Source organism: Micromonospora krabiensis, assembly GCF_900091425.1.
Taxonomy (GTDB): Bacteria; Actinomycetota; Actinomycetes; order Mycobacteriales; family Micromonosporaceae; genus Micromonospora; species Micromonospora krabiensis.
In genome coordinates this window covers 4,640,995-4,663,947 of sequence record NZ_LT598496.1, presented here as the reverse complement: position 1 = coordinate 4,663,947, position 22,953 = coordinate 4,640,995, and the positions used below count along the sequence as shown (strand labels likewise).

The following is a 22,953-nucleotide window of genomic DNA, read 5'->3' as shown; positions in this document are numbered from 1 at the left end:
GGGCGGTACGCGGACGGGGTTCGAGGGGACCGTCCGGTGGGGCGTCTGTCTTGATCATGCCCTGGGTGTCCGCGTACGGCAGTTCGGCGGTGGCGCGGGGTGACGAAGGCAGCACCCGCGGTGCGACGGCGGCCGGGCCACCCGGGGGCGGCCCGGCCGGTCAGCGGATCTGCATCCCGGAGATCGCGCGCGAGACGACGAGTCGCTGGATCTCGGACGTGCCCTCGAAGATGGTGTAGATCTTGGCGTCCCGGTACCAGCGCTCGACCGGGTGGTCGCGCAGGAAGCCGGCGCCGCCGAGCAGTTGGACGGCCTTCTCGGTCACCGCGACGGCGACCTCGCCGGCCTTCAGCTTGGACATCGAGCCCTCGCCCGCGGTGAACGGCCGGTTGTTGCGCCCCATCCAGGAGGCGCGCCAGACCAGCAGCCGCGCCGCGTCGATCTCCATCTTCATGTCGGCCAGCGCGAACGCGACCGCCTGGTTCTCGATGATGGGGCGTCCGAACTGGACCCGGTCCTTCGCGTAGTCCAGGGCGTACTCGTAGGCGGCGCGGGCGACGCCGAGCGCCTGCGCGCCGACGGTGGGCCGGGTGATCTCGAACGTCCGCATCGCCGCCTGCCCGGAGGCGCGCCGCCCGGAACGGGCCCGGTCGAGGCGCTCCCGCAGCGCCTCCCGGCCGCCCAGCAGGCAGCTTCCAGGGACCCGTACGTCGTCGAGGAAGACGTCGGCGGTGTGCGACGCGCGCAGCCCCAGCTTGCGGAGCTTGCGGGTCGCGCTGAGTCCCGCGGTGCCGGGCGGTACGACGAACGCCGCCTGTCCCCGGGACCCGAGCGACGGCTCGATCGAGGCGGTGACGACGTGGACCCCGGCGATGCCGCCGTTGGTGGCGTACGCCTTCTGCCCGTTGAGCACCCACTCGTCGGTGGCCTCGTCGTAGACGGCGCGGGTGCGCATCGCCCCGACGTCGGAGCCGGCCTCCGGCTCGGTGCTGCAGAACGCGGCCACGGCGGGCTCGTCGACGGAGCCGAAGCACTGCGGCACCCACTCGACCAGCTGGTCGGGTGTGCCGGTGCCGTAGATGGCGGCGACGGCGAGCGAGGTGCCGAAGATGCTGAGGCCGATGCCGGCGTCACCCCAGAAGAGCTCTTCGCTGGCGATCGGAAGGGAGAGGCCGGTGGGGTCGGCCCAGCAGGTGGCGAGGAACTCGAAGCCGTAGAGGCCGACCTTCGCGGCCTCCTGGATGACCGGCCAGGGGGTCTCTTCGCGGGCGTCCCACTCGGCCGCGGCCGGGCGCACGACGTCGGCCGCGAAGCCGTGCACCCAGTCGCGGAGGTCCCGCTGTTCCTCGGACAGGTCGAGCGAGAACTCGGCCATCTCAGGCCTTGGGGATGTCGAACAGGTTGGCGATGTTGGCGGCCAGGCCCAGGTCGCCCTTGGCCTTGAGCTTGCCGGTCATGAACATCATGACCGGGTTCGCCCCACCCGACACGATCTTGAGGAACTCGACCGGGCCCAGGGTCAGGGTGAGCTTCGGGTCGCGCTGCGGGGTGTCCGAGACGGTGCAGGTGCCGTTCTCGATGACCACCTCGTAGGTGTCGCTGCCGCCGTCGGGGCGGCCGGTGATGGTCCAGTGGATGACCGCGTTGGTCGAGCCGGCGCGGTCGGCCCGGAAGAGCGACGGCATCCGGTTGAAGACCTCACTCAGCACCTTGCCGCGCAGGTCGCCGGACATGACTGCGGCGATCTTGTCGTCCGGGGTGGACTTGACCAGCTGGGCGAACTCCTTCGGGCCGACGTTGGCGAAGTTCGCCGGGTCGAAGTCAGTCATGGGGGATACACCTCTCGGGCGGGGCGACTTTGGTTACTCTGGCGTAACCTTACGCACGGGTAGGTATGCTCGCAAGGTGTCCAGTACGCCGACCTTCAAGCGCCTGCCCCGGGCCGTACGCGAGCAGCAGATGCTCGACGCGGCCGTCAAGGTCTTCTCCCGGCGCGGGTTCCACGGGGCCAGCATGGACGAGATCGCCGAGGACGCCGGCATCTCCAAGCCCATGGTCTACGCGTACCTGGGCACCAAGGAGGAGCTGTTCGTCGCCTGCCTGCACCGGGAGGGCACCCGGATGACGCAGGCCATCGCCGGGGCGGCCGCCCCGGACCTGCCCGCCGACGAGCGGCTGTGGCGAGGGCTGCGGGCGTTCTTCGGTTTCGTCGGGGCGCACCGGGACGGCTGGGCGGTGCTCTACCGGCAGGCCCGCGGTGAGCAGCCCTTCGCCGGTGAGCTGGCCGCCATGCGGGCACGACTGGTCGAGGTGGTCGCGGGGATGCTCGACCACGCGCTGCGTGCGAAGGGCCGCGAGGTGGCCGCCATCGACCTGGAGGTGGTCGCGTACGCCCTGGTCGGCGCCAGTGAGTCCCTCGCCGACTGGCTGGCCGACCATCCCGAGGCCGACCCCGAGAAGACCGCCACCCGGATGATGAACGTGGCCTGGCTCGGCGCCGACCAGCTGTTGCGCGGCGTCACCTGGCGCCCGGGGGTGTGAGGCGGGGGCCGCCCTGCTCAACGCCTGCGATGGCGGCGGCCGCGCCTGACGGCCGCGGCTTCCGCCGGCCCCGAGCCCAGCGCACCACCTCCACCACCACCGTCACGCCGAGGGCCAGTCCCAGCCCGAACAGCAGTCCGCGGATCGGGTCCCGCTCGAACGCGAGCCCGCCGAGGTAGCCCACCGACGCCGAGTAGGTGCCCCAGGTGGCGGCGGCCAGCGCGTCGAAGGCGAGGAACCGCCGGCGGGAGAACCGGGTCGCCCCCATGGTGAGGGTGACCGCGGTCCGGCCGCCCGGCACGTACCGGGCCACGGTGAGGATGAGCCCTCCGCGCACCGCGATGCCGCGCCGGGCCCGGTCCACCGCGGCCCGCCGCCGGCTGCCCCGGGGCAGCCGGTCCAGCAGCCGCGCTCCGCCGTGCCGGCCGATCGCGTAGGAGACGTGGTCGCCGACCAGCGCGCCGAGCGCGGCCACGCCGATCACCAGCGGCAGGTCGGGCTGGCCGGTGGCGGCGAACACGCCGGCGGTGATGACGGCGGTCTCGCTCGGCACGACGGGGAAGAACCCGTCCACCACCGCGATGGCGAACAGTGCCAGATAGACCCAGGGCGAGGAGATCGTGTCGTGGAGCAGTTCGAGAGCGGCATCCATGGCGTCGATGCTGGTCCAGCCGGCGGTCGGCGGAATCTGCCGACGGTCGGCCCCGGGGGTCCACTTTCGTCGTGCCGTACCCCGAGGCGGTCTCGGGGTCGACACCCAACCCTCCCCGAGCCCGGTCCCACCGAGGGCGCACCGGGCCTAGGCTCGCGGGGTGACCACCTGGCTGGGTGCCGTCCGGCGCGTCGAACCGCACCTTCCGGCGCTGCTGGCCCTGACGGTGGCCGCCGCCACCTGGGCCTCGGCGACCGGCGGGCTCGGCGTCCGCTCGCCGCTGCCGACCGTGGTGATCCTCCCGCTCGCGCTGGCCACGGGTGCGTCGGTGCTCGCGCCACGCCGCTGGGTGCTACCCGCCGCGGCCGCCGTGTGCTGGCTGGTCCTGGCCGCCTGGGCGGCCGTCGTGGTCGCATCCTGGCGCGCCGGCACCTGTCTGCGGGGCCGGCAGCTCGCCGCGTACCTGCTCGGGACGTTCCCCGTGCTGCTGGCGGGCGTGGCGGTCGGCGCCGCGATGGGCGGCGAACGCCGCCTGGTCGTCGCCACCGCCGGCAACGCGGCGTTGTTCTACGCCTGGCTGGTGATCGCCCCGGCGATCGTCGGGCTCTGGATCGGGGCCCGCCGGGACGCCCTGGCCGCGCTGCGGGACCGGGCCGAGCGGCTGGAACGCGAGCAGGAGGCGCGTGCCGACCGGGCCCGGGCCGAGGAGCGGGCCAGGATCGCGCGGGAGATGCACGACGTGGTGGCGCACCGGGTCTCGCTCATGGTGGTGCACGCGGGCGCGCTGGAGGTGACCACCGCCGACCCGGCCACTGTCGAGACGGCCGCGCTGATCCGGTCCACCGGCCGGGCGGCGCTGACCGACCTGCGAGAGGTGCTCGGCGTGCTGCGCCAGGAACCCCCACCACCGCTGCCCGGCCGGGACGCGGTCGGCGAACTGGTCCGCGAGTCGCGCGTGGCCGGCCTACGGGTGAGCCTGACCGACGAGGTGGCGCCCGGGCCGATGCCGGGCGCGGTGGCCCGGACCGTGCACCGGGTGGTCCAGGAAGGGCTGACGAACGTGCGGAAACACGCCCCGGACGCGGCCGTCGCCGTCCGCCTGCGGCACCTGATCGACGGGATCGAGGTCACCGTCCGCAACGACCCGTCCGACCGACCGGGCCCGGTGCTGCCCGGCGCCGGGCTCGGCCTGGTCGGCCTGCGGGAGCGGGTGGAGTTGACCGGCGGGCGGCTGACGGCCGGGCCGACCCCCGATGGGGGCTTCCTGCTGCGCGCACTGGTGCCGGCCGGGGAGACCACATGATCCGGGTGGTGATCGCGGACGACGAGCAGCTCATCCGCGCCGGGCTGCGGCTGATCCTGGAAGCGGCGCCGGACGTCACCGTGGTCGGTGAGGCCGCCGACGGGACCGAGGCGCTGGCCGCCGCCGAGCGGCTGCGGCCCGACGTGGTGCTGCTGGACGTCCGCATGCCCGGCCTCGACGGCCTGGCCGCGGCCCCCGCGATCGTGGCCGCCGGACCGAAGGTGGTCATGCTGACCACCTTCGACCTCGACGAGTACGTACACGAGGCGCTCCGCGCCGGCGCGGTCGGCTTCCTGCTGAAGGACACGCCGCCCCGGGACCTCGCCGCCGCGGTACGCACCGTTGCCGCCGGGAACGCGATGCTGGCCCCGACGGTGACCCGGCGACTGATCAGCTCCTTCGCCGAGCGCGGCCCGGCGCGGCGGGACGCGGCCCGGCAGCGACTGGCCCGGCTCACCGACCGGGAGGCGGTGATCGTCCGCGAGGTGGCCAGGGGCGACGGTAACGCCGAGGTCGCCCGCCGGGTGGGCGTCAGCGAGGCCACCGTGAAGACGCATGTCAGCCGGGCGCTGGCCAAGCTCGGCGTGGCCAACCGGGTGCAGCTCGCCATTCTCGTGCACGACGCCGACCTGCTGGAGTGACGGCCCCGGTCACTCGCGGCGGGCCGCCCGGCGGTGGGCGCGGCGGCGCAGCTTCCGGACGAACTCCAGGCCCAGTGTGACCGCGACGGCCAGCCCCAGCCCGGTGAGTACGCCCTTGATCGGGTCGCGCTCGAACGCGAGCCCGCCGAAGTAGCCGAGCAGACCGCAGTAGAGCCCCCAGGTGAGCGCCGCGACCGCGTCGAACAGCAGGAACTTGCGCCGGGGATAGCGGACCGCGCCCATGGTGAGGGTCACCGCCGTCCGTCCGCCCGGGATGTAGCGGGAGGTGGTGAGGATAAGGCCGCCCCGGCGTTGGACCGCCCGGCGGGCCCACTCCGAACCGGCCCGGCGCCGGCTTCGATCGGGCAGGCGGGCCAGCCGGCGCGCGCCGCCGGCGCGCCCGATGGCGTACGAGATGTGATCGCCGATCAGCGCGCCGACCCCGGCGGACAGGATCACGCCGACCAGGTTGGGGTGCCCGCCGGCGGAGGACAGGACGGCAGCAGTGATCACCGCGGCCTCGCTCGGTATCGCCGGAAAGAACGCGTCGATCGCGGTGGCGCCGATCAGCACCAGGTAGACCCACGGCGACATGACGGTGTCCCGCAGGAGGTCGATCACGGCGTCCATGCCTCCATGCTCGGCGGGCACGGTGTCAGGCGGAGGCCCTTCGCGCACAAAAGACGCCGGCCAGCGGCCCCGCCTTCGCCTCGGCGGTCGGGCCGTGCGAGGTGAGCAGGACCGGCGCGCCGAGCGTCTCCTCGACGGTCGCCGGCCAGTCGGTCGGCGCCTCGTCGAGCACCGGGCGGGCGCGCAGCAGCCGGGCGGTGAGCGCGGCCTGCCGGTCGAGGTCCCCGGCCGGTCCGGGGGGCAGCCGGTCGAGTCCCTCGTAGCGGCGGCAGATCCGCAGGGCGGGGCCGGCCCGGTCGAGGTGGGTCAGGTCGAGGTGGGTCAGCGCCAGCCCGTCCACGCCGCCGGCCACGTCCAGCGCGTACCGGTGGGCGACCGCGTCGAAGTGCCCGAACCGGAACCGGCCCTGCCAGGGGTTCGTCGGGTTGCGGGGGTCGGTGAACGGCAGCGCCGGGTCCTCGGTGACCAGCGGTCCGGGACCGTGCCGGGTCGTCGTCACCCGCAGCACGCCGAGGCGCTGGGCGGTGCCGGCCAGGCCCGCCTCGGCGAGCAGCGCCTCGGCGTTGGCGAAGGTCGTGGTGCTCCACGTGGTGTACGGGTGGAAGCCGTGCCACTCGTCCAGCAGCACCCCCTGCGCGCCCTCGAAGACGCAGGTTCCCTCGCGCAGCGCCCCCGCCAGCCAGCTCCGGTCGACGATCGCCACCCGCTCGGCGAAGGCCGCGTACGCGGGCAGGCAGTCCGCCACCGGCGGCGCGTCCAGCGGCCCCAGCTCGGCGGTGAGCCGGTCACGCAGCGCGGTGAGCCGGCGGCGCAGCACCGCCGGGCGGCGGCAGTCCGCCACCCGGGGCGCCTCGTCGGGGTGGGCGAGCCCGTACGCGACCGCCTCGCCCACCCCCAACCCGCAGGATCCGTGCCGGTCGGCTCCCCGGGCGATCTCCCGGGCCCGGTTGGCGGCCCGGTGGTACGGGGTGGCCAGCAGCGCCTCCCCGTCCACGGTCAACCGGTCGAGCGCGTCGGGCACCCCGACCGCCGCGAGGTGGTCGGCCTCGGCGACCAGCGCCAGCGGGTCCACCACCACGTGCCGCGCCAGGTGCGTGCGCACGCCGGGGCGGAACGTCCCGGCGCCGAACTGCGCGAACGTGTGGTGCCGCCCGTCGCGCAGGACGACGTTGTGCGCCGCCTGCGCGCCCCCGTTGAAGCGGACCACCGTGTGCACCGGCCGGGTGGCGCAGAGCAGGTCCACCACGGTGCCCTTGCCGGCGTCGCCGTAGCCGAGGTCGACCACCATCACGTGGTTCACAGCCGGGTGACCCCGCTCCCGCCGCCGGTCGGGGTGAACGGCAGCGTCGCCACCGCGCGCCGGCCGGAGTCCAGCCGGGCGAGCGCCTTGGAGACGGTCCCGGTGGCCGTGGAGCCGGCCCGGTCCAGGTCGCGCAGCCCGGTATCCAGGTCGATGGCCTGCTCGCCGAGCCCGACGGTGAGCGCGATCGTCTCGCAGACCGCGTCCAGGTCTTCCAGCTCGACCGCGTTCTGCCCGAGCAGGCCGCGCCAGAAGTCGAGCACCTTGCGGTTGCCGGCGTAGTGGCTGCCGGCGGGGAGCAGGTAGTAGGTGTCCCAGCGTGCGGTCACCTCGTCCACGACCTGCCGGACCGGCACGTCCTCGGCCAGGTCGTCGCCGATCAGGCGGGCCACCTCGGACGCCTTCACCCGGGGGTACGCCAGCTCGTCGCCGATGATGAACAGGTAGCCGCGCCGACCCCGCTTGTCCCAGCTGTCGGTGACCGTGTGCCGGGCCATGAAGTGGAGCGCCAGCTCGTACGACTCCGTCATCTGACCGCCACCGCCGCCCTCCAGCACGATCCGGCCGAGGTCGTCGTCCATCCGGTTGTCGGACTCGAACTGCCCGACCTGCAACGGCACCCGGTCGCAGGTGGCGTCACCGATCGCACCGAACATGACCTGCGGGTCGCGGGCGTACCCCTGGCGGAGCAGCAGCCCGAGCAACTGCGGCAGCTTGCTCTGCAACACCCGGGGCACGTGCCCCATCGAGCCGGTGACGTCGAAGAGCACCGCGATCGGCGTCGACTGCGGGTGCTCGGCGGAGTCGCGGCTCTCCCGTACCGCGCCGCGCGGGTCGAGCGCCGGGTGCACGGTGCGCGCCCCGCTGTCGCTGTACGAGAACGCGCTCGCGCCGGTGGCCCGCCGGTAGCGGTCGGCGGCGTCGTACACGTCGGTGGACCAGATTCCACTGCCCATGGCAGCCTCCCTACGGGTTGAGGGTGAAGGGTCGGAAGGTGCGCGGCCCGTACAGCCGGCCGAGCACCTCGTCGAGTTCGCGCAGCAGCCGCCACGCGTCGTCCGGCCGGTCGGCGAGCGCGGGCCGCTGGCAGCCGGCCGCGAAGGCGCGCAGCTCCGCCGGCACGCGGGCGGCCGTCAACCACGTCATGCAGCGGGCGGCCAGCGCGATGTCGGTGCCGGGCCCGCAGGGTCGCTTCCCGGCGACCTCCGGCGGGTAGAAGTCCTCCTGGCCGGGCACCAGCGCCGGCACGAGCCCGCCCGGCTCGGTCGAGAAGCACCAGTCGACCAGCACCAGACCGTGCGCGTCCGGCTCGATCAACACGTGCCGGGGGAGCACCGCGCCGTGTACGACACCGGCCCGGTGGGCCAGGCCGAGCGCGACCAGCAGCCGTCGCCACATCCAGGCCGCGTCGCGCGGGTCCACCCCGGTCGGGTACGCGCGGCGCACCTCCTCCAGGCTGTGCAGCCCGGGCACGGTGGCCAGCTCGTTGACCAGCCGTTCCGCGCCGGTCGCCGGATCCCGCACCGGGTAGGAGTCGACCAGCCGGGGCACGTACGCCAGGTGGCGCCGGTCGCCCTTCTCGGCGATCCGACGCAACGCGCGGGCCTCGCGGGCCATCAGGTCGTTGTCGCCGGGCTGCCGGGGCACCTTCAGCAACCACCCGTCCCCCTGGTCGTGCAGGTCGGCGACGTCGCCGAGGTGTGCGGGGGCGGGGGCGGTGGTGCCGCGCCAGCGGGTGGTGACCGTGACGAGCGCGTCGCCGGCGGCGGCGTGTACCCGGGGATCGGCCGCGCCCAACCGGTCGGGGTGCAGCGCGCCGACCAGCTCGCGGTAGCGGCGGGCCGGCGCGTCGGTGCCGAACAGGTCGGCGTCGGTGCGCGCCGCCCCGACCAGCCGGATGGCCTCCTCCGTTCTCATCGCACCGTCTCCTCCCGCGCGGGGCGCAGCAGGGCCGGGTGCAGCAGGTGGGCGTCGCCGGCGCGGTAGAGCTTGGCCCGGGGGCCGCCGCGCGCGCCGCCGCGTTCGGTGCTGGCGCCGGTGCTCTCGACGAAGCCCGGCACCGAGAGCACCTTGCGGTGGAAGTTGCCGGCGTGCAGCGGGTGGCCCCAGACCGTCTCGTAGACCGCCCGCAGGTCGGTGATCGTGAACTCGGGGGCGAGGAACCGGGTGGCCAGTGGCGTGTATTCCAGCTTGGACCGGGCCCGTTCCAGCCCGTCGTCGATGATCCGCCCGTGGTCGAAGGCGAGCTGCCGGCTGGTCAGCGCGGTGACCGGCAACCAGACGGCGTCGTCGGCGTCGGTGTCGGCGACCGGGTCGGGCAGGTCGGGGGCGAATGCCAGGTGGGCGACGGAGACCACCCGCATGCGCGGGTCGCGGTCGGGCGCGCCGTAGCTGCCGAGCTGTTCCAGGTGCACCCGTCGCAGCCGGTCGCCGCCGAGCCCGGTCTCCTCCGCCAGCTCGCGCCGGGCACCGGTGGCCAGGTCCTCGTCCGGGCGGACGAAGCCGCCGGGCAGCGCCCAGTGCCCCTCGAACGGGGGCGCGCCCCGCCGGATCAGCAGCAGGTGCAGCGCGCTCTCCCGGATGGTCAGCGCGACCACGTCGACGGTGACCGCGACCGCCGGGTAGTCCCGGGGGTCGTACCCGGCGAGGAAGTCCTGCTCGTTCACGGCGCTCACCTTCTCGGCTTGAGAACAACTCAATCTGAGAACAACTTAGCGCACAAAAGAGGGGACGCCAAGCCCCCTCTTTCTCCTCAGCGGACGGTTCCGACCAGGTGCGGTCTCCCGTCCCGGGCGCCGTGCAGCGCGAAATCCCAGCTCGTGCCGGTCGCGGAGGCGCTGAAGGCCACCGTGGACGGCAGCGGCACCGGCAGCTTGAACGACACGTCGACCGCGTACGACTCCGGTAGCCGGCTCTCCAGCGCGGCCAGGCAGCGGGCCTTGCTCCACATGCCGTGCGCGATCGGGCGCGGGAAGCCGAACAGCCGCGCGCCGAGCCGCGAGGTGTGGATCGGGTTGTGGTCGCCGGAGACCCGCGCGTAGTCCGTACCCACCCGCGGCGTCACCCGCCACTGCGCCGACGAGGCCGGCGGCGCCGGGCGGTCACCCCGGTCGCGCCGCGGGCCGCCGCCCGCCGTGCGCTGCTTCCCGAGGTACGTCGACACGCCTCGCCAAACCTCCTCGCCGCCGACCGAGCCGACCAGCACCACGTCGAGCTGCCGACCCCGCTCGTGCGGACGAAGGTTCTCCGCGTACGTGCGGAAGTCGACGCTCTCGCCCACCTGGACCGGCCGGTGCACGGTGATGCGGTTCGCCACGTGCACCACACCGGTCAGCGGGATGGGGAAGTCGGCGGCCGTCATCAGCCGCAGCGACAGCGGGAACCCGAGCACGTGCAGGTACGTCGCCGGCAGCCGGTCGGCCAGGCGGAACCCGCAGACCCGGTCGTAGTCGGCCAGGTGGGCGCGGTCCACCGGCACCCCGGTGACGCCCAGCTCGACCGCCGGCACGTCCGCCGCGCGTCGGCCGCCCAGCCCGGGCAGCGCCCCGAGCAGGGCCCGCCGGTAGAGCGCACCGGCGGCGGGCAGGCGGGGCAGCTCGACGGCCGTCCGGCCGGTGGAGGACGCGGGGGTGGTCGGCTCCGACGCGGGGCCGGCAGGAGAGGACGCGCTCATCACGCCCCCAGCAGACTCTGGCCGCAGACCCGGACGACGTTGCCGCTGACCGCGCCGCTGGCCGGCCACGCCAGCCAGCCGATGGTCTCGGCGACGTCCACCGGCAACCCGCCCTGGGACATGCTGTTCATGCGGCGTCCCGCCTCGCGGATCACCACCGGGATCCGGGCGGTCAGCCGGGTCTCGATGAAGCCGGGGGCGACCGCGTTGACGCTGATCCCGCGCCCGCGCAGGGCCGGGGCGAGCGAGTCGACCAGGCCGATCACGCCGGCTTTGCTGGTCGCGTAGTTGGTCTGGCCCCGGTTGCCGGCGATCCCGGCGATCGAGGAGACCGAGACGAGCCGACCGCCCGCCGGGATCAGCTCCCGGGCCAGCAACTCGTCGTTGATCCGTTCCTGACTGCTGAGGTTCACGTCGATCACCTGGTCCCACCGGTCGGCGTCCATCCGGCCGAGCGTCTTGTCCCGGGTGATCCCGGCGTTGTGCACGACCACGTCGACCCGGCCGTGGCGGGTGGCGAGGTGCTCGGCGAGCCGGGTCGGCGCGTCCGGCGCGGTCAGGTCGAGCTGGACGGCCGTCCCGCCGATCTCGTTGGCCACGTCGGCCAACGCGTCACCGGCCGCCGGGACGTCCAGCGCCACCACCCGCGCGCCGTCGCGGGCGAGCACGCGGGCCAGCGCCGCGCCGATGCCCCGGGCCGCGCCGGTGACCAGGACGACCTGCCCGTCGAGCGGCCGGTCCCAGTCGGCGGGCGCCGTCGCCGACCCGGCGCCGATCCGGACGACCTGCCCCGAGACGTACGCCGACCGGCCGGACAGCAGGAAGCGGAGGGTGGCTTCGAGGCTGGTCAGCGTGCCGGCGTCGCCGTCGGCGGTGACGTGGACCAGTTGGGCGGTGACGCCCCGGCCGAACTCCTTGCCGATGCTGCGGGTGAGCCCCTCCAGGGCCCGCTGCGCGGTGGCTTCCCGAGGGTCGGCGCACTCGCCCGGCGGGGTGCCCAGCACCATCACGCGGCCACTCGGGGTCAGCGACCGGGCCGCCGGGTGGAAGAAGTCGTACAGCTGCCGCAGGCCGGTCGAGTCGGTGATGCCGGTGGCGTCGTACACCAGGGCGCCGAAGCGGTCGGCCGGCGCGACGCCGCCGGGCTCGCGCAGCTCGACCCCGGCGGCGGTCAGCAGCTTGCCGACCGGCTCGACGAGCCGGCCGCCGGTGGCCGCCCCGAGCAGGGCGGGCCCGGGAAGGAGCGGGTCGCCGGGGCGGTGCCGGCGCAGTCGCGGCGGGTCGGGCAGCCCGAGGCGCTTGACCAGCGCGCGGCCGGCCCCCGATTGGACGAAGCTCGCGTACCTGTCGGTCATAGGCGTAGCCTACTGGCGAGTAGGGTAAGGGCAACACTCTTGAGGAGGCGGATCGTGCAGAGCATCCGGCGGGTCGCGGTCATCGGCGGCAACCGCATTCCCTTCGCCCGCTCCAACTCGCGCTACGCGAGCGCGTCCAACGCCGACATGCTCGGCGCGGCGCTGGACGGGCTGGTGGCCCGCTACGGGCTGGCCGGCCAGCGGGTCGGCGAGGTGGTCGCCGGCGCGGTGCTCAAGCACTCCCGTGACTTCAACCTCACCCGCGAGGTGGTGCTCGGCTCCCGGCTCGACCCGCACACCCCCGCGTACGACATCCAGCAGGCCTGCGGCACCGGCCTGGAGGCGGCGATCCTGGTCGCCAACAAGATCGCCCTCGGGCAGATCGACGTCGGCATCGCCGGCGGCGTGGACACCACCTCCGACGCGCCCCTCGCCGTCAACGAGGACCTCCGCCGCACGCTCATCAAACTCAACAGCGCCCGGACGCTCGGCGAAAGGCTCAAGGTGGCGGCGAAGCTGCGCCCGCTCCAGCCGTTCAAGCCGGAGATCCCGCGCAACGCCGAGCCGCGCACCGGGCTGTCGATGGGCGACCACGCCGCCCGCACCGCGCTGACCTGGAACATCGACCGGCGTTCGCAGGACGAGCTGGCGTTGCGCTCGCACCAGCGGCTCGCCGCCGCCTACGACCGGGGCTTCTTCGACGACCTGATGACGCCCTACCTGGGGCTGACCCGGGACCAGAACCTCCGCCCCGACACCAGCCTGGAGAAGCTGGGCTCGCTGAAGCCGGTCTTCGGCACGCGCGGCGCGGACGCCGACCAGGCCACCATGACGGCCGGCAACTCCTCGCCGCTCACCGACGGGGCGTCGACCGTGCTGCTCGCGACCGAGGAGTGGGCCCGCGAGCACAACCTGCCCGTGCTCGCCTGGTTCAGCTGGTCCGAGACGGCCGCCGTCGACTTCGTGCACGGCGACGAGGGCCTGCTCATGGCCCCCGCGTACGCGGTGCCGCGGATGCTCGCCCGGGCCGGCCTGACCCTTCAGGACTTCGACTACTACGAGATCCACGAGGCGTTCGCGTCGCAGGTGCTGGCCACCCTGGCCGCCTGGGAGTCGCCGGAGTTCTGCAAGGACCGGCTCGGGCTGGACGCCCCGCTCGGCGCGATCGACCGGGACCGGCTCAACGTCAACGGCTCCTCGCTGGCGGCCGGGCACCCGTTCGCCGCCACCGGCGGCCGGATCGTCGCCACGCTGGCGAAGCTGCTGGCCGAGAAGGGCGGCGGACGCGGCCTGATCTCCATCTGCGCGGCCGGCGGCCAGGGCGTCACGGCGATCCTGGAGCGCTGAGCCGACGCCCCCGTACGCGGCGACGCCCGCCAGGCGGTGGTCTGGCGGGCGTCGGCGTTTCCTTACCTACGGCTCAGCCGAGGGTGTACTTCTCCCAGAGGTTGATGCTGGGGCCGTTGGCGATGAGGGGTTTGCTGCCGGCGCCGTCGGCGCTGACGTAGCGGTTGTTGACCACGGCGCGGAAGCTCACCGTGCCGTCGCTGTTGTTGACCCGGACGAATCGTTCCCAGAGGGAGACGGTGGGTCGGGAGGCGAGCAGCGGCTTGGCGCCGGCGCCGTCGGCGGTGACGAAGCGGTTGTTGGAGCGGGCGAGGAGGGCGACCTGCCCGTCGCCGAGGTCGACGATGTCGAACCGTTCCCAGGTGCTGGCGGTGGGTCGGCTGGCGATCAGCGGAACGGTGCCGGTGATGTCGGCGGTGACGTACTTGCTGTTCACCCGCGCCTGCAGCGATCGTCCGGCGTCGGCGACGGGGACCTGGTGGAACTTCTCCCACGTGCCGATCGTGGGCGCGCTGGCCATCAGCGGCAGGGTGCCGCTGATGTCGGCGGTGACGTACGTGCCCCAACCGGACTGGAGGCTGATGCTGCCGTCGCCGTTCCGAATCTGGGTGAACGTCTGCTCGTGCCCGACGACCAGACTGTCCGCGAGCAGCACCCCGCTGCCGTACGACACGGCGGTGAAGAACTTGCCGTGGCGCGGCGAGAAGAGGGCGACCTTGCCGTTGCCGGCGTCCGCGAGCTGAAGTTGCCCCGCGGTGGTCACGCCGGCCTGGTTGGGCAGCAGGCTCCGGTCCTGTTCGGCCTGGACGTAGCGGCGGTTGGACAGTGCCAGCAAGCCCACCTTCGCCGCCACCGGAAGCACGCTCACCTGCTTGGTGCTGTTGCCGGTCCGGCCGTCGGTCGCGGTCACCTTGACACCGATGACCCGCTCCCCGGTCGTGGCGTAGGTGTGCGTCGCCACCGGCGACGACTGGGTGATCGTGGATCCGTCCCCGAAGCTGAACTGATAGGAGTCGATCGGTGTGAGGCCGGGCTTCGAGGCGCTCGCGTCCACGGTGACCGTGCGGGTGGCGAGGTCCAGGATGGCCTCGAAGGCCGAGGTCGGCGGTCGGTAGGTCTCCGTCGCGCCCCGGTCCGAGTAGGCGACCGGGCCGGCGCCGGTGTTCGCCACGGCCGGGTCGTCGATCCGCGGGCGGCCGTCCTTGTCGAGTTCCTGGTAGCCGGGGGCCGCCGAGTTCGCCGAGTCGACGTTGTCATTGGTGTTGCCGGTCTCGCGGTCGTGAGCGGCCTGGCCGGAGGCGGCGCGGAAGGCTGGAAGGCTCATCCGGGTGTTCCAGGCATAGATCGTCGGCGAGTTGGAGTCGTAGTGGTGGGCGTTGTTGTAGTCGACCACCGTCTTGCCGACCGCCTCGCCGTAGACCCCGATCTCCACCCCGTCGAGCAGGGAGAGGTCGCAGTTGGTCTGGCCGAAGTAGCCGTTCAGGTAGAGCACGTTGTTCTGCACGGAGACCCCGGACGAGGCTCCGTCGACCCGGATCCCGTCCCGGCAGCGGTCCCGGACGGTGTTGTTGGTGATCGCCGTGCCGGTGGCCCCGCTGTTGTGGATGCCGTGGCCGGCCCCGCCGGTGACGGTGTTGTTGGCCACCACCGTGCCGGTCGCGCCCGGGCCCACCAGGACGGCGGTGCCGGTGAAACCGCCGACACTGCCGCTGAGGAATCGGTTGCGGGGCCCGTCGATCCGGACCCCCGTGCTGGGTTCGGCGGTGGCGCGGTTGACGTTGCCGCTGACACTCGTGTCCCAGATGTCCACGTCACTGCTCGCCGCGTCCAGGACCACGCCCGAGTTGGTGGCCTGCCCCGCGGTGACGGTCGTCTGGGTCAGCATGGACTCCGTCACCCCGGCGAACCGGATCACGGGCGTCGCGGCGCTGCTGCTGACCGCGTAGCCGCCGCCCCGGATGGTGATTCCCGAGGAGTTGCGCGCGTCGACGGCCGGCATGTCGCCGGAGGCGACGACCCGGAGGTTCTGGAGCACGATGTCGTGCTGGCCGTCCATGTCGAAGCCGCCGGTCGGCCCGACCAGGGCCGCCGAGCTGCCGCTGCCGAGGAACACCGTCGGCTGCTCCGGGGTACCCGACGCCCGGACGACGACCCGCTCACGGTAGGCGCCGCCGCCGATGTCGACGGTCTGCCCGCCCGTGACGACCGCGGCCGCGGCGCTGATGGAGCAGAACGGCTGCGCCAGGGTGCCCGGGTTCTGGTCGGAGCAGCCGGTGGCGGCGTTCTGCCGGACGTAGAGGGTGTTCTCGTCGGCGGCCTGTGCGGGGGCGGCGCCGGCCAGCAGGGTGCCGCCGGCCACCGTCAGCGCGGTGAGACCGGCGAGGAAAGTTATGCGCATGGGCGTCCTCGGTCGAGGAGAGGATCCGGTGTGAACCGGAAGAGAGAAGAAAACACATTCTCCGGTCCCATCCGCGACACCGCTGACCCGGGTCGCAAACCGGTCAGCGGGGCATCAGCCGCCGCCGCGTCACGACCTCGCGCCGGGCCCCGAGCCTGGTGGGAGAGAATGCGGTACGTGACGACGATCCCGAACGTGCTCGCCCACCGTTACGCCTCCCCGGAGTTGGTCGCCCTCTGGTCGCCGGAGGAGAAGGTCCGGATGGAACGCCGGCTGTGGCTGGCTGTGCTCCGCGCCCAGCGCGACCTCGGCGTGCCGGTCCCGGACGGGGCCGTCGAGGCGTACGAGAGGGTCGTCGACGACGTCGACCTGGCCTCGATCGCGGCACGGGAGCGGGTCACCCGGCACGACGTGAAGGCCCGGATCGAGGAGTTCAGCGCGCTCGCCGGGCACGAGCAGGTGCACAAGGGGATGACCTCCCGGGACCTCACCGAGAACGTCGAGCAGCTTCAGGTCCGGGCGTCGCTGGAGCTGATCCGGGACCGGGTGGTCGCCACGCTGGCCCGGCTTGCCTGGCACGCGCACGAGTACTCCGGCCTGGTGATGACCGGCCGCTCGCACAACGTGGCCGCGCAGGCCACCACGCTGGGCAAGCGCTTCGCGTCGGCCGCGGAGGAGCTGCTCATCGCGTACGAGCGGCTGGAGGACCTGATCACCCGCTACCCGTTGCGGGGGATCAAGGGCCCGGTGGGTACCGCCGCCGACCAGCTCGACCTGTTCGACGGCGACGCCGACAAGGTCGCCGAGCTGGAGCGCCGGGTCGCCGAGCACCTGGGCTTCTCGCGGGTGCTGGACAGCGTCGGGCAGGTCTACCCGCGTTCGCTCGACTTCGACGTGCTCTCCGCGCTGGCCCAGGTGGCGGCGGCGCCGTCCTCGCTGGCGACGACGATCCGGCTGATGGTCGGCCAGGAGCTGGTGACCGAGGGCTTCAAGCCCGGTCAGGTCGGGTCCAGCGCGATGCCGCACAAGATGAACACCCGGTCGAGCGAGCGGGTGAACGGCTTCGCGGTGATCATCCGGGGTTACCTGTCGATGGTCGGCGAGCTGGCCGGCGACCAGTGGAACGAGGGCGACGTCTCCTGCTCGGTGGTGCGCCGGGTGGCCCTGCCGGACGCGTTCTTCGCCGCCGACGGGCTGTTCCAGACCTTCCTCACCGTGCTGGAGGAGTTCGGGGCGTACCCAGCGGTGATCAACCGGGAGCTGGAGCGTTTCCTGCCCTTCCTGGCGACGACGAAGATCCTGGTGGCGGCCGTCCGGCGTGGTGTCGGGCGGGAGGTCGCACACGAGGTGATCAAGGAGCACGCGGTTGCCGTGGCGCTCGGTATGCGCGAGAAGGGTGCCCTGGAGAACGACCTGTTCGACCGGCTCGCCGCGGACGGCCGCCTCAACCTGACCCGGGCCGAGATCGACGAGCTGGTCTCCGACCGGGCCGCGTTCGTCGGCGCCGCCCCGGCGCAGGTCCAGGCGGTCACCCGCCGCATCACCAAGATCGTCGAAGCTCACCCCGAAGCCGCCACCTACTCCCCACCCCCCATCCTCTGACCCCACCCCGCGGCCCTGATTCCGTCCTGGTTCCGCCCGGGTTCCGCCCGGTGATCAAGAGCTTTGCGTCAGGATTGATCTCCAATCTGACGCAAAGTTCTTGATCACCGAGGCTGGGGTCGGGCGGGGGGCCGGGTCGGGCGGGGCCGGGGGCCGTTAGGCGTCTCGGGTGGGGGTTTCGGCGGCTGTGGAGAGGTTGGGGGCGCTCGCGGGTTCGGCGATGCCGCCGGGCGCCGACGCGATCTCCGGGTCGTGGGCGGTCTCCGCGGCGACCAGCGGCTGGTCGGGCGGCATGACGTCCGGCACCTTGGGTACGACGATCACCGCCGTCCCGTACGCGCAGATCTCCATCCACATCTCGCCGCAGTCCCGGCTGTCGAACCGCATCCCGATCACCGCGTTCGCGCCGAGTCGGCGGGCCTCCTCGCCGAGGCGGGCCACCGAGTCCGTACGCCAGCGGGTGAGGTTGTCCGGCGCCATCGGGTCGTACGCCCCACCGCGCAGGTTCTTGACCCCCTCGCGGTACGGGTTGCGGGTCCTGGCCATCGATGACACCACCTCACCGAGGATCTGGCGGATTTCGTAGCCCGGCAGTTGGTCCGTCGTCACGACCAGCACGTTTCCGATGCTGTCAGGGTCGCCCTCACCTGATCGCGAAGGTTGTTCACCTGATCGGATGCTGAAAAACGGCGCGGCGCGGACGGCCGGCGCGTCGCCGACCATCCGCGCCGCTCGGGGCGCTAACCGTCAGACACCGGCCGTTGAGGTGATCCAGGCCCGGTTGTACGCGACGCTGCCGTAGTTCTGGATGCTCGAACCGTCGGCGGTCGAGGCGACGCCGACCTGGCGGCCGTTGTAGAACTGCGGGCCGCCCGAGTCGCCACGCCAGGCGTTCCCGTTGATCCGCGTGCTCCGGATCGCCTGCCCGCCGTACGCGTCGGTGGCGCTGTTGCTGGTCACCTGGACGTTGGCGGTCTTGAGCTGGGTCGACGCGGAGCAGCCGCTGTAGCAGGTCATGCCCCAGCCGTAGATCGAGTTGGTCGAGCCGATCGGCGGGTTGGCGGTGGCCAGCGTCACCGCGGAGGTGCTCACCGAGCTGGACAGGCGCATCAGGGCCAGGTCGTAGCGGGTGTAGGTGGCGCTGACCGTCCGGGTGACCCCGCCGGAGGTGCGGTTGACGCTGCCGACCCGCACCGACATGGTGCCGCTGATGCAGTGGCGGGCGGTGAGCACCCACTGCGGGGCGATGACACTGCCGGAGCAGGTGAACGAGCCGTTGCTGAGGACGGCGGCGGCCCACGGGGCGGACGAGACGGTGCCGCCGCCGATGATCGGCTGGGGACCGGCCGGGGCGGCGGCCGCGCCCGAGGCGGCGCCGACGACGCCGACCAGCGCGGTACTGACCGCCACGAGCAGGGAACGGATACGCATGTCGCTGGACTCCTTGACGCTGGGGACCCGGGTTCGCCGGGCGCGGGTGGCCGGTGGCGGGGATCACCCGCCAACGGATCATCGAACTCTGTCGATGTAGGTTAGGGGTCGGCCCGGTTGATATCAAGGATTCGATCGAGATTGGTCTATGTAACGATTCGGCGACCGTCGGCGCCGTAAATGGCCTGGTGGGAGCGGGTGCGGCGCTCGTCGGAGCGCTCTGCCGGCCCTCCGGCGTGTGGTCACGTCGATCACTGGCTCGACGGGGCCCGGCCGGTGCGGCCGGACCCGTATCTGCCAGGTAGGCTGGCTGCGCTCGCCCCTTGTGGGTCGGCACCCAACTGCGTACACAGTCAGGAGTGCCCAGTGCCTCGCGTCGTCGTCGACGTCATGCTCAAGCCCGAGATCCTCGATCCGCAGGGCCAGGCTGTCGCAAACGCGCTGCCGCGGCTCGGCGTCAGCGACGTCGCCTCGGTCCGGATCGGTAGGCGGATCGAGATCGAGTTCACCGGTGAACCGGACCTGGACCGGGCCCGGGAGATCGCGGACAAACTGCTCGCCAACCCGGTCATCGAGGACTTCACCGTCCGCCTGGTCGAAGCCGACGAGACCGCGGGCGCGCGACCGTGACCGCCCGGGTCGGAGTGGTGACCTTCCCCGGCTCGCTCGACGACGGGGACGCCGCCCGGGCCGTCCGGATCGCCGGCGCCGAGGCCGTCCGGCTCTGGCACGGTGACCCGGACCTGCACGGCGTGGACGCGGTCGTCCTGCCCGGTGGCTTCTCCTACGGCGACTACCTGCGCTGCGGCGCGATCGCCCGATTCGCCCCGGTCATGGAGTCGATCGTCGACGCGGCCCGCGGTGGCCTGCCGGTCCTCGGCATCTGCAACGGCTTCCAGATCCTCTGCGAGGCCCACCTGCTGCCGGGCGCGCTCACCCGCAACCAGCACCTGCACTTCCGTAACCGGGACCAGTTCCTGCGGATCGAGACGGCCGGCACCGCGTGGACCAACGCGTTCCAGCCGGGCCAGGAGATCCTGATCCCGGTGAAGAACGGCGAGGGCTGCTACGTCGCGGACGACGCGACGCTCGACCAGCTCGAGGCGGAGGGCCGCGTCGTCGCCCGCTACATCGGCGGCAACCCGAACGGGTCGCAGCGCGACATCGCCGCGATCACCAACGAGGCCGGGAACGTGGTCGGCATCATGCCGCACCCCGAGCACGCGGTCGAGGCGCTCACCGGCCCCTCGCTGGACGGGCTCGGCTTCTTCACCTCGGTCCTCAAGCACCTGGTGGGGGCGCCGGCGTGACCGGCGGCGACAGGATCATCGGTCAGCTCAACCGCCCGACGGGCGGCCACGAGCGCAGCGAGGAGAGGTCATGACCACCCATCCGGACCCGGTACGCGAGACGCCGGAGTCCTTCCCGGCCGCTCCGGCGCAGCCGGCGGAGTCGCGCGCGGCCGACGTCGTACCGCCGGCCGCCCCGGCCCGGCCCGCCGAGCCGGCACCCGCCGACTGGGCTGACGGCGTGGACACCGTGCCGCGCGCCGGTGGCACTCCGGGCGAGCTCCAGCCGTACACCGAGCTGGGGCTCCTCGACGACGAGTACGACCGGATCCGGCAGATCCTCGGCCGGCGGCCCACGCAGGCCGAGCTGGCCATGTACTCGATCATGTGGAGCGAGCACTGCTCGTACAAGTCCAGCAAGGTGCACCTGCGCCAGTTCGGCGAGAAGGCTCCGCCGAGCGACCGGCTCCTCGCCGGCATCGGTGAGAACGCCGGTGTGGTGCAGGTCTCCGACGAGCTGGCCGTGACCTTCAAGGTCGAGTCGCACAACCACCCCAGCTTCGTCGAGCCCTACCAGGGCGCGGCCACCGGCGTCGGCGGCATCGTCCGGGACATCCTGGCGATGGGCGCCCGCCCGGTCGCCGTGATGGACCCGCTGCGCTTCGGCGCGGCCGACCACCCGGACACCGCGCGGGTGCTCACCGGCGTCGTCGCCGGCGTCGGCGGCTACGGCAACTGCCTCGGCCTGCCGAACATCGGCGGTGAGCTGGTCTTCGACCCGTCCTACCAGGGCAACCCGCTGCTCAACGCGCTCTGCCTCGGTGTGCTGCCGGTCAACCGGCTTCAGAACAAGGCCGCCGCCGGCCCCGGGAACGTCGTGGTGCTGATGGGTGCCAAGACCGGCCGGGACGGCATCGGCGGTGTGTCGGTGCTGGCCAGCGCCACCTTCGACGAGGGCAGCGAGGCGCGCCGACCGGCCGTGCAGGTGGGCGACCCGTTCACCGAGAAGCTCCTGATCGAGGCGTGCCTGGAGCTGTACGACGCCGAACTGGTCGTCGGCATCCAGGACCTCGGCGGCGCCGGCCTGACCTGCGCGCTCACCGAGACCGCCGCCGCGGCCGGCACCGGCATGCGGGTGTGGCTGGAGCGGGTGCCGCTGCGCGAGCCGTCGATGGAGCCGCACGAGATCCTGGCCAGCGAGTCGCAGGAGCGGATGCTGCTGGTCGTCGAGCCGGACAAGCTCGACGCCGTGCTGAAGACCGCCGACAAGTGGGGCGTTCTCGCCACCGCGATCGGTGAGGTCACCGCCGCGGCGCCGGACGGGAGCCCTGGCCGGCTGACCATCACCTGGCGGGACCACCTGGTGGTCGACGTGCCGCCGGGCTCCCTGGTCGACGACGGCCCGGTCTACGCCCGCCCGATGCGGGAGCCGGCCGACCTGATCCTGCTCCAGGCCGACCGGGCGGAGACGCTGCCCCGGCCGGCCGACGCGGAGGCGCTGCGGGAGACCGTGCTGCGCATGATCGCGTCGCCGAACCTGGCCGACAAGACCTGGGTCACCGAGCAGTACGACCGCTACGTCCTGGGCAACACGGTGCTCGCCCAGCCGGAGGACTCCGGTGTGATCCGCATCGACGAGCGGACCGGCCTGGGCGTGGCGCTGTCGGTGGACGGCAACGGCCGTTACACCCGACTCGACCCGTACAACGGCACGAAGCTCGCGCTGGCCGAGGCGTACCGGAACGTGGCCGCGAGCGGCGCGAAGCCGATCGCCGTCACCAACTGCCTCAACTTCGGCTCGCCGGAGGACCCGGCCGTGATGTGGCAGTTCGCCGAGGCCGTTCGCGGTCTGGCGGACGGCTGCGCCGAGCTGGGCATCCCGGTGACCGGCGGCAACGTGAGCTTCTACAACCAGACCGGCGCGGCGGCGATCCACCCGACCCCGGTGGTCGGTGTGCTCGGCGTGCTGGACAACGTCGCCGACCGGGTGCCGATGGGCTTCGTGCCGCGGCCGAACGGCGACCACGACCAGCTCTTCCTGCTGGGCGAGACGCACGTCGAGCTCTCCGGCTCGGAGTGGGCCTGGGTGACGCACGAGCACCTCGGCGGCATCCCGCCGCAGGTCGACCTGGCCCGCGAGAAGGCGCTCGCCGAGCTGCTGGCCGAGGCCGCCCGGGTCGGCCACCTCAGCTCCTCGCACGATCTCTCCGACGGTGGTCTCGCCCAGAGCCTGGTCGAGTCCTGCCTGCGGCGCGGGGTGGGTGCGCGGATCGCGGTGCCGGAGCAGTTCGCCGCCGGCTCGATGCCGTTCGTCTACCTGTTCAGCGAGTCCGCCGGGCGGGTGCTCGTGTCGGTGCCGCGCGGACATGAGAAGGCGTTCACCGCGCTCTGCGCCGAGCGTGGCGTGCCGTTCGAGCTGATCGGTGTCACCGACCCGGCCGGCGGCGCGCTGGAGGTGCACGGCCAGTTCCGGATCGGCCTGGACGAGCTGCGCGCCGCCCACACCGCCACCCTGCCGCGCCTGTTCGGCAGCGGTGAGTCGGCGGTCGAGGTTCCGGCGCCGGCCGCCGGGGTGGCCGGGGCCGTCGAGGCGGTTCCGCTGCCGGTCACCGAACCGGCCGCCGAGGTCGCGTCGGTCGACCCGGAGTCGGTCGAGAGCGAGCCGATCGCCTCGGCCGGGCCGGTCGCGCCGGCGGGTCCGGTGGAGCCGGTCGCCACCGAGGCGACGGCCGAGCCGGGCGACGCCGACTCCGGTGCCACCGAACAGCCGTCGGCGCCTGACGAGCGCTGA

At 73.2% G+C, this 22,953-nt stretch carries 21 protein-coding genes; 8 read left to right on the top strand and 13 right to left on the bottom strand.

The genetic code is table 11. The features are described 5' to 3' along the window. Positions 1-160: 160 nt before the first annotated feature. Entirely contained in the window at positions 161-1,375 is a 1,215-nt protein-coding gene (locus tag GA0070620_RS21330) for an acyl-CoA dehydrogenase family protein (RefSeq protein ID WP_091593558.1), read from the bottom strand. A gap of 1 nt (position 1,376) precedes the next feature. Further along, on the bottom strand, positions 1,377-1,829 hold the full coding sequence (locus tag GA0070620_RS21325; RefSeq protein ID WP_091593556.1) for an SCP2 sterol-binding domain-containing protein: 453 nt from the start codon (positions 1,827-1,829) through the stop codon (positions 1,377-1,379). Positions 1,830-1,905: 76 nt separating this feature from the next. Between GA0070620_RS21325 and GA0070620_RS21320 the strand changes: the two genes are divergently transcribed. Next, positions 1,906-2,541: a TetR/AcrR family transcriptional regulator gene (locus GA0070620_RS21320; protein WP_091593554.1), complete on the top strand. Its 636-nt coding sequence runs from the start codon at positions 1,906-1,908 to the stop codon at positions 2,539-2,541. On the opposite strand, the gene GA0070620_RS21315 is transcribed toward GA0070620_RS21320, so the two are convergent. Then, positions 2,519-3,193, bottom strand: coding sequence for a DedA family protein (locus tag GA0070620_RS21315; protein WP_091593552.1), 675 nt, complete (start codon positions 3,191-3,193; stop codon positions 2,519-2,521). The genes GA0070620_RS21320 and GA0070620_RS21315 overlap by 23 nt on opposite strands. A 160-nt stretch (positions 3,194-3,353) precedes the next feature. Between GA0070620_RS21315 and GA0070620_RS21310 the strand changes: the two genes are divergently transcribed. Both GA0070620_RS21310 and GA0070620_RS21305 read left to right on the top strand, forming a co-directional pair. After that, on the top strand, positions 3,354-4,496 hold the full coding sequence (locus tag GA0070620_RS21310) for a sensor histidine kinase (protein ID WP_091593550.1): 1,143 nt from the start codon (positions 3,354-3,356) through the stop codon (positions 4,494-4,496). Further along, on the top strand, positions 4,493-5,137 hold the full coding sequence (locus GA0070620_RS21305; RefSeq protein WP_091593548.1) for a response regulator: 645 nt from the start codon (positions 4,493-4,495) through the stop codon (positions 5,135-5,137). The genes GA0070620_RS21310 and GA0070620_RS21305 overlap by 4 nt, the downstream gene beginning before the upstream one ends. 9 nt (positions 5,138-5,146) lie before the next feature. On the opposite strand, the gene GA0070620_RS21300 is transcribed toward GA0070620_RS21305, so the two are convergent. The 7 genes from GA0070620_RS21300 to GA0070620_RS21270 form a co-directional block, all read right to left on the bottom strand. Continuing rightward, positions 5,147-5,767: a DedA family protein gene (locus GA0070620_RS21300; RefSeq protein ID WP_091593546.1), complete on the bottom strand. Its 621-nt coding sequence runs from the start codon at positions 5,765-5,767 to the stop codon at positions 5,147-5,149. Between the two features lie 25 nt (positions 5,768-5,792). Further along, positions 5,793-7,067, bottom strand: a complete 1,275-nt coding sequence (locus GA0070620_RS21295) for an adenylosuccinate synthetase (protein ID WP_091593543.1) — start codon at positions 7,065-7,067, stop codon at positions 5,793-5,795. Continuing rightward, positions 7,064-8,023 carry a hypothetical protein gene (locus GA0070620_RS21290; RefSeq protein ID WP_091593541.1) on the bottom strand — a complete coding sequence of 320 codons (960 nt, stop codon included), beginning with the start codon at positions 8,021-8,023 and terminating at the stop codon, positions 7,064-7,066. Before GA0070620_RS21290 ends, GA0070620_RS21295 begins: the two co-directional genes overlap by 4 nt. Before the next feature lie 10 nt (positions 8,024-8,033). Beyond that, entirely contained in the window at positions 8,034-8,984 is a 951-nt protein-coding gene (locus GA0070620_RS21285) for a protein kinase family protein (protein WP_091593539.1), read from the bottom strand. Then, complete coding sequence (locus GA0070620_RS21280) at positions 8,981-9,733, bottom strand: NUDIX hydrolase (protein ID WP_091593536.1); 753 nt, start codon at positions 9,731-9,733, stop codon at positions 8,981-8,983. Before GA0070620_RS21280 ends, GA0070620_RS21285 begins: the two co-directional genes overlap by 4 nt. Positions 9,734-9,819: 86 nt before the next feature. Further along, on the bottom strand, positions 9,820-10,740 hold the full coding sequence (locus tag GA0070620_RS21275) for a MaoC/PaaZ C-terminal domain-containing protein (RefSeq protein ID WP_091593535.1): 921 nt from the start codon (positions 10,738-10,740) through the stop codon (positions 9,820-9,822). Beyond that, positions 10,740-12,095 (bottom strand): 3-oxoacyl-ACP reductase, encoded by a 1,356-nt coding sequence (locus GA0070620_RS21270; RefSeq protein WP_091593533.1) that lies wholly within the window; start codon positions 12,093-12,095, stop codon positions 10,740-10,742. Before GA0070620_RS21270 ends, GA0070620_RS21275 begins: the two co-directional genes overlap by 1 nt. A gap of 54 nt (positions 12,096-12,149) precedes the next feature. Between GA0070620_RS21270 and GA0070620_RS21265 the strand changes: the two genes are divergently transcribed. Beyond that, positions 12,150-13,442, top strand: a complete 1,293-nt coding sequence (locus GA0070620_RS21265; protein WP_091593531.1) for an acetyl-CoA C-acetyltransferase — start codon at positions 12,150-12,152, stop codon at positions 13,440-13,442. A 73-nt stretch (positions 13,443-13,515) separates the two neighbouring features. On the opposite strand, the gene GA0070620_RS21260 is transcribed toward GA0070620_RS21265, so the two are convergent. Beyond that, positions 13,516-15,840 (bottom strand): PKD domain-containing protein, encoded by a 2,325-nt coding sequence (locus tag GA0070620_RS21260; protein ID WP_091593528.1) that lies wholly within the window; start codon positions 15,838-15,840, stop codon positions 13,516-13,518. A 177-nt stretch (positions 15,841-16,017) separates the two neighbouring features. Between GA0070620_RS21260 and purB the strand changes: the two genes are divergently transcribed. Then, positions 16,018-17,442, top strand: coding sequence for an adenylosuccinate lyase (gene purB, locus GA0070620_RS21255; protein WP_091599128.1), 1,425 nt, complete (start codon positions 16,018-16,020; stop codon positions 17,440-17,442). Between the two features lie 156 nt (positions 17,443-17,598). On the opposite strand, the gene GA0070620_RS21250 is transcribed toward purB, so the two are convergent. Both GA0070620_RS21250 and GA0070620_RS21245 read right to left on the bottom strand, forming a co-directional pair. Beyond that, positions 17,599-18,165, bottom strand: coding sequence for a YbjQ family protein (locus tag GA0070620_RS21250; RefSeq protein WP_091593527.1), 567 nt, complete (start codon positions 18,163-18,165; stop codon positions 17,599-17,601). A 24-nt stretch (positions 18,166-18,189) separates the two neighbouring features. Further along, positions 18,190-18,873, bottom strand: coding sequence for a S1 family peptidase (locus GA0070620_RS21245; RefSeq protein WP_091593525.1), 684 nt, complete (start codon positions 18,871-18,873; stop codon positions 18,190-18,192). Positions 18,874-19,239: 366 nt separating this feature from the next. Here GA0070620_RS21245 and purS point away from each other — a divergent pair, with 366 nt between their 5' ends. The 3 genes from purS (at position 19,240) to purL (ending at position 22,953) form a co-directional block, all read left to right on the top strand. After that, on the top strand, positions 19,240-19,503 hold the full coding sequence (gene purS / locus GA0070620_RS21240; protein WP_091593523.1) for a phosphoribosylformylglycinamidine synthase subunit PurS: 264 nt from the start codon (positions 19,240-19,242) through the stop codon (positions 19,501-19,503). Beyond that, positions 19,500-20,183 (top strand): phosphoribosylformylglycinamidine synthase subunit PurQ, encoded by a 684-nt coding sequence (gene purQ / locus GA0070620_RS21235; protein WP_091593521.1) that lies wholly within the window; start codon positions 19,500-19,502, stop codon positions 20,181-20,183. The genes purS and purQ overlap by 4 nt, the downstream gene beginning before the upstream one ends. A gap of 70 nt (positions 20,184-20,253) precedes the next feature. Further along, on the top strand, positions 20,254-22,953 hold the full coding sequence (gene purL, locus GA0070620_RS21230) for a phosphoribosylformylglycinamidine synthase subunit PurL (RefSeq protein ID WP_091593519.1): 2,700 nt from the start codon (positions 20,254-20,256) through the stop codon (positions 22,951-22,953).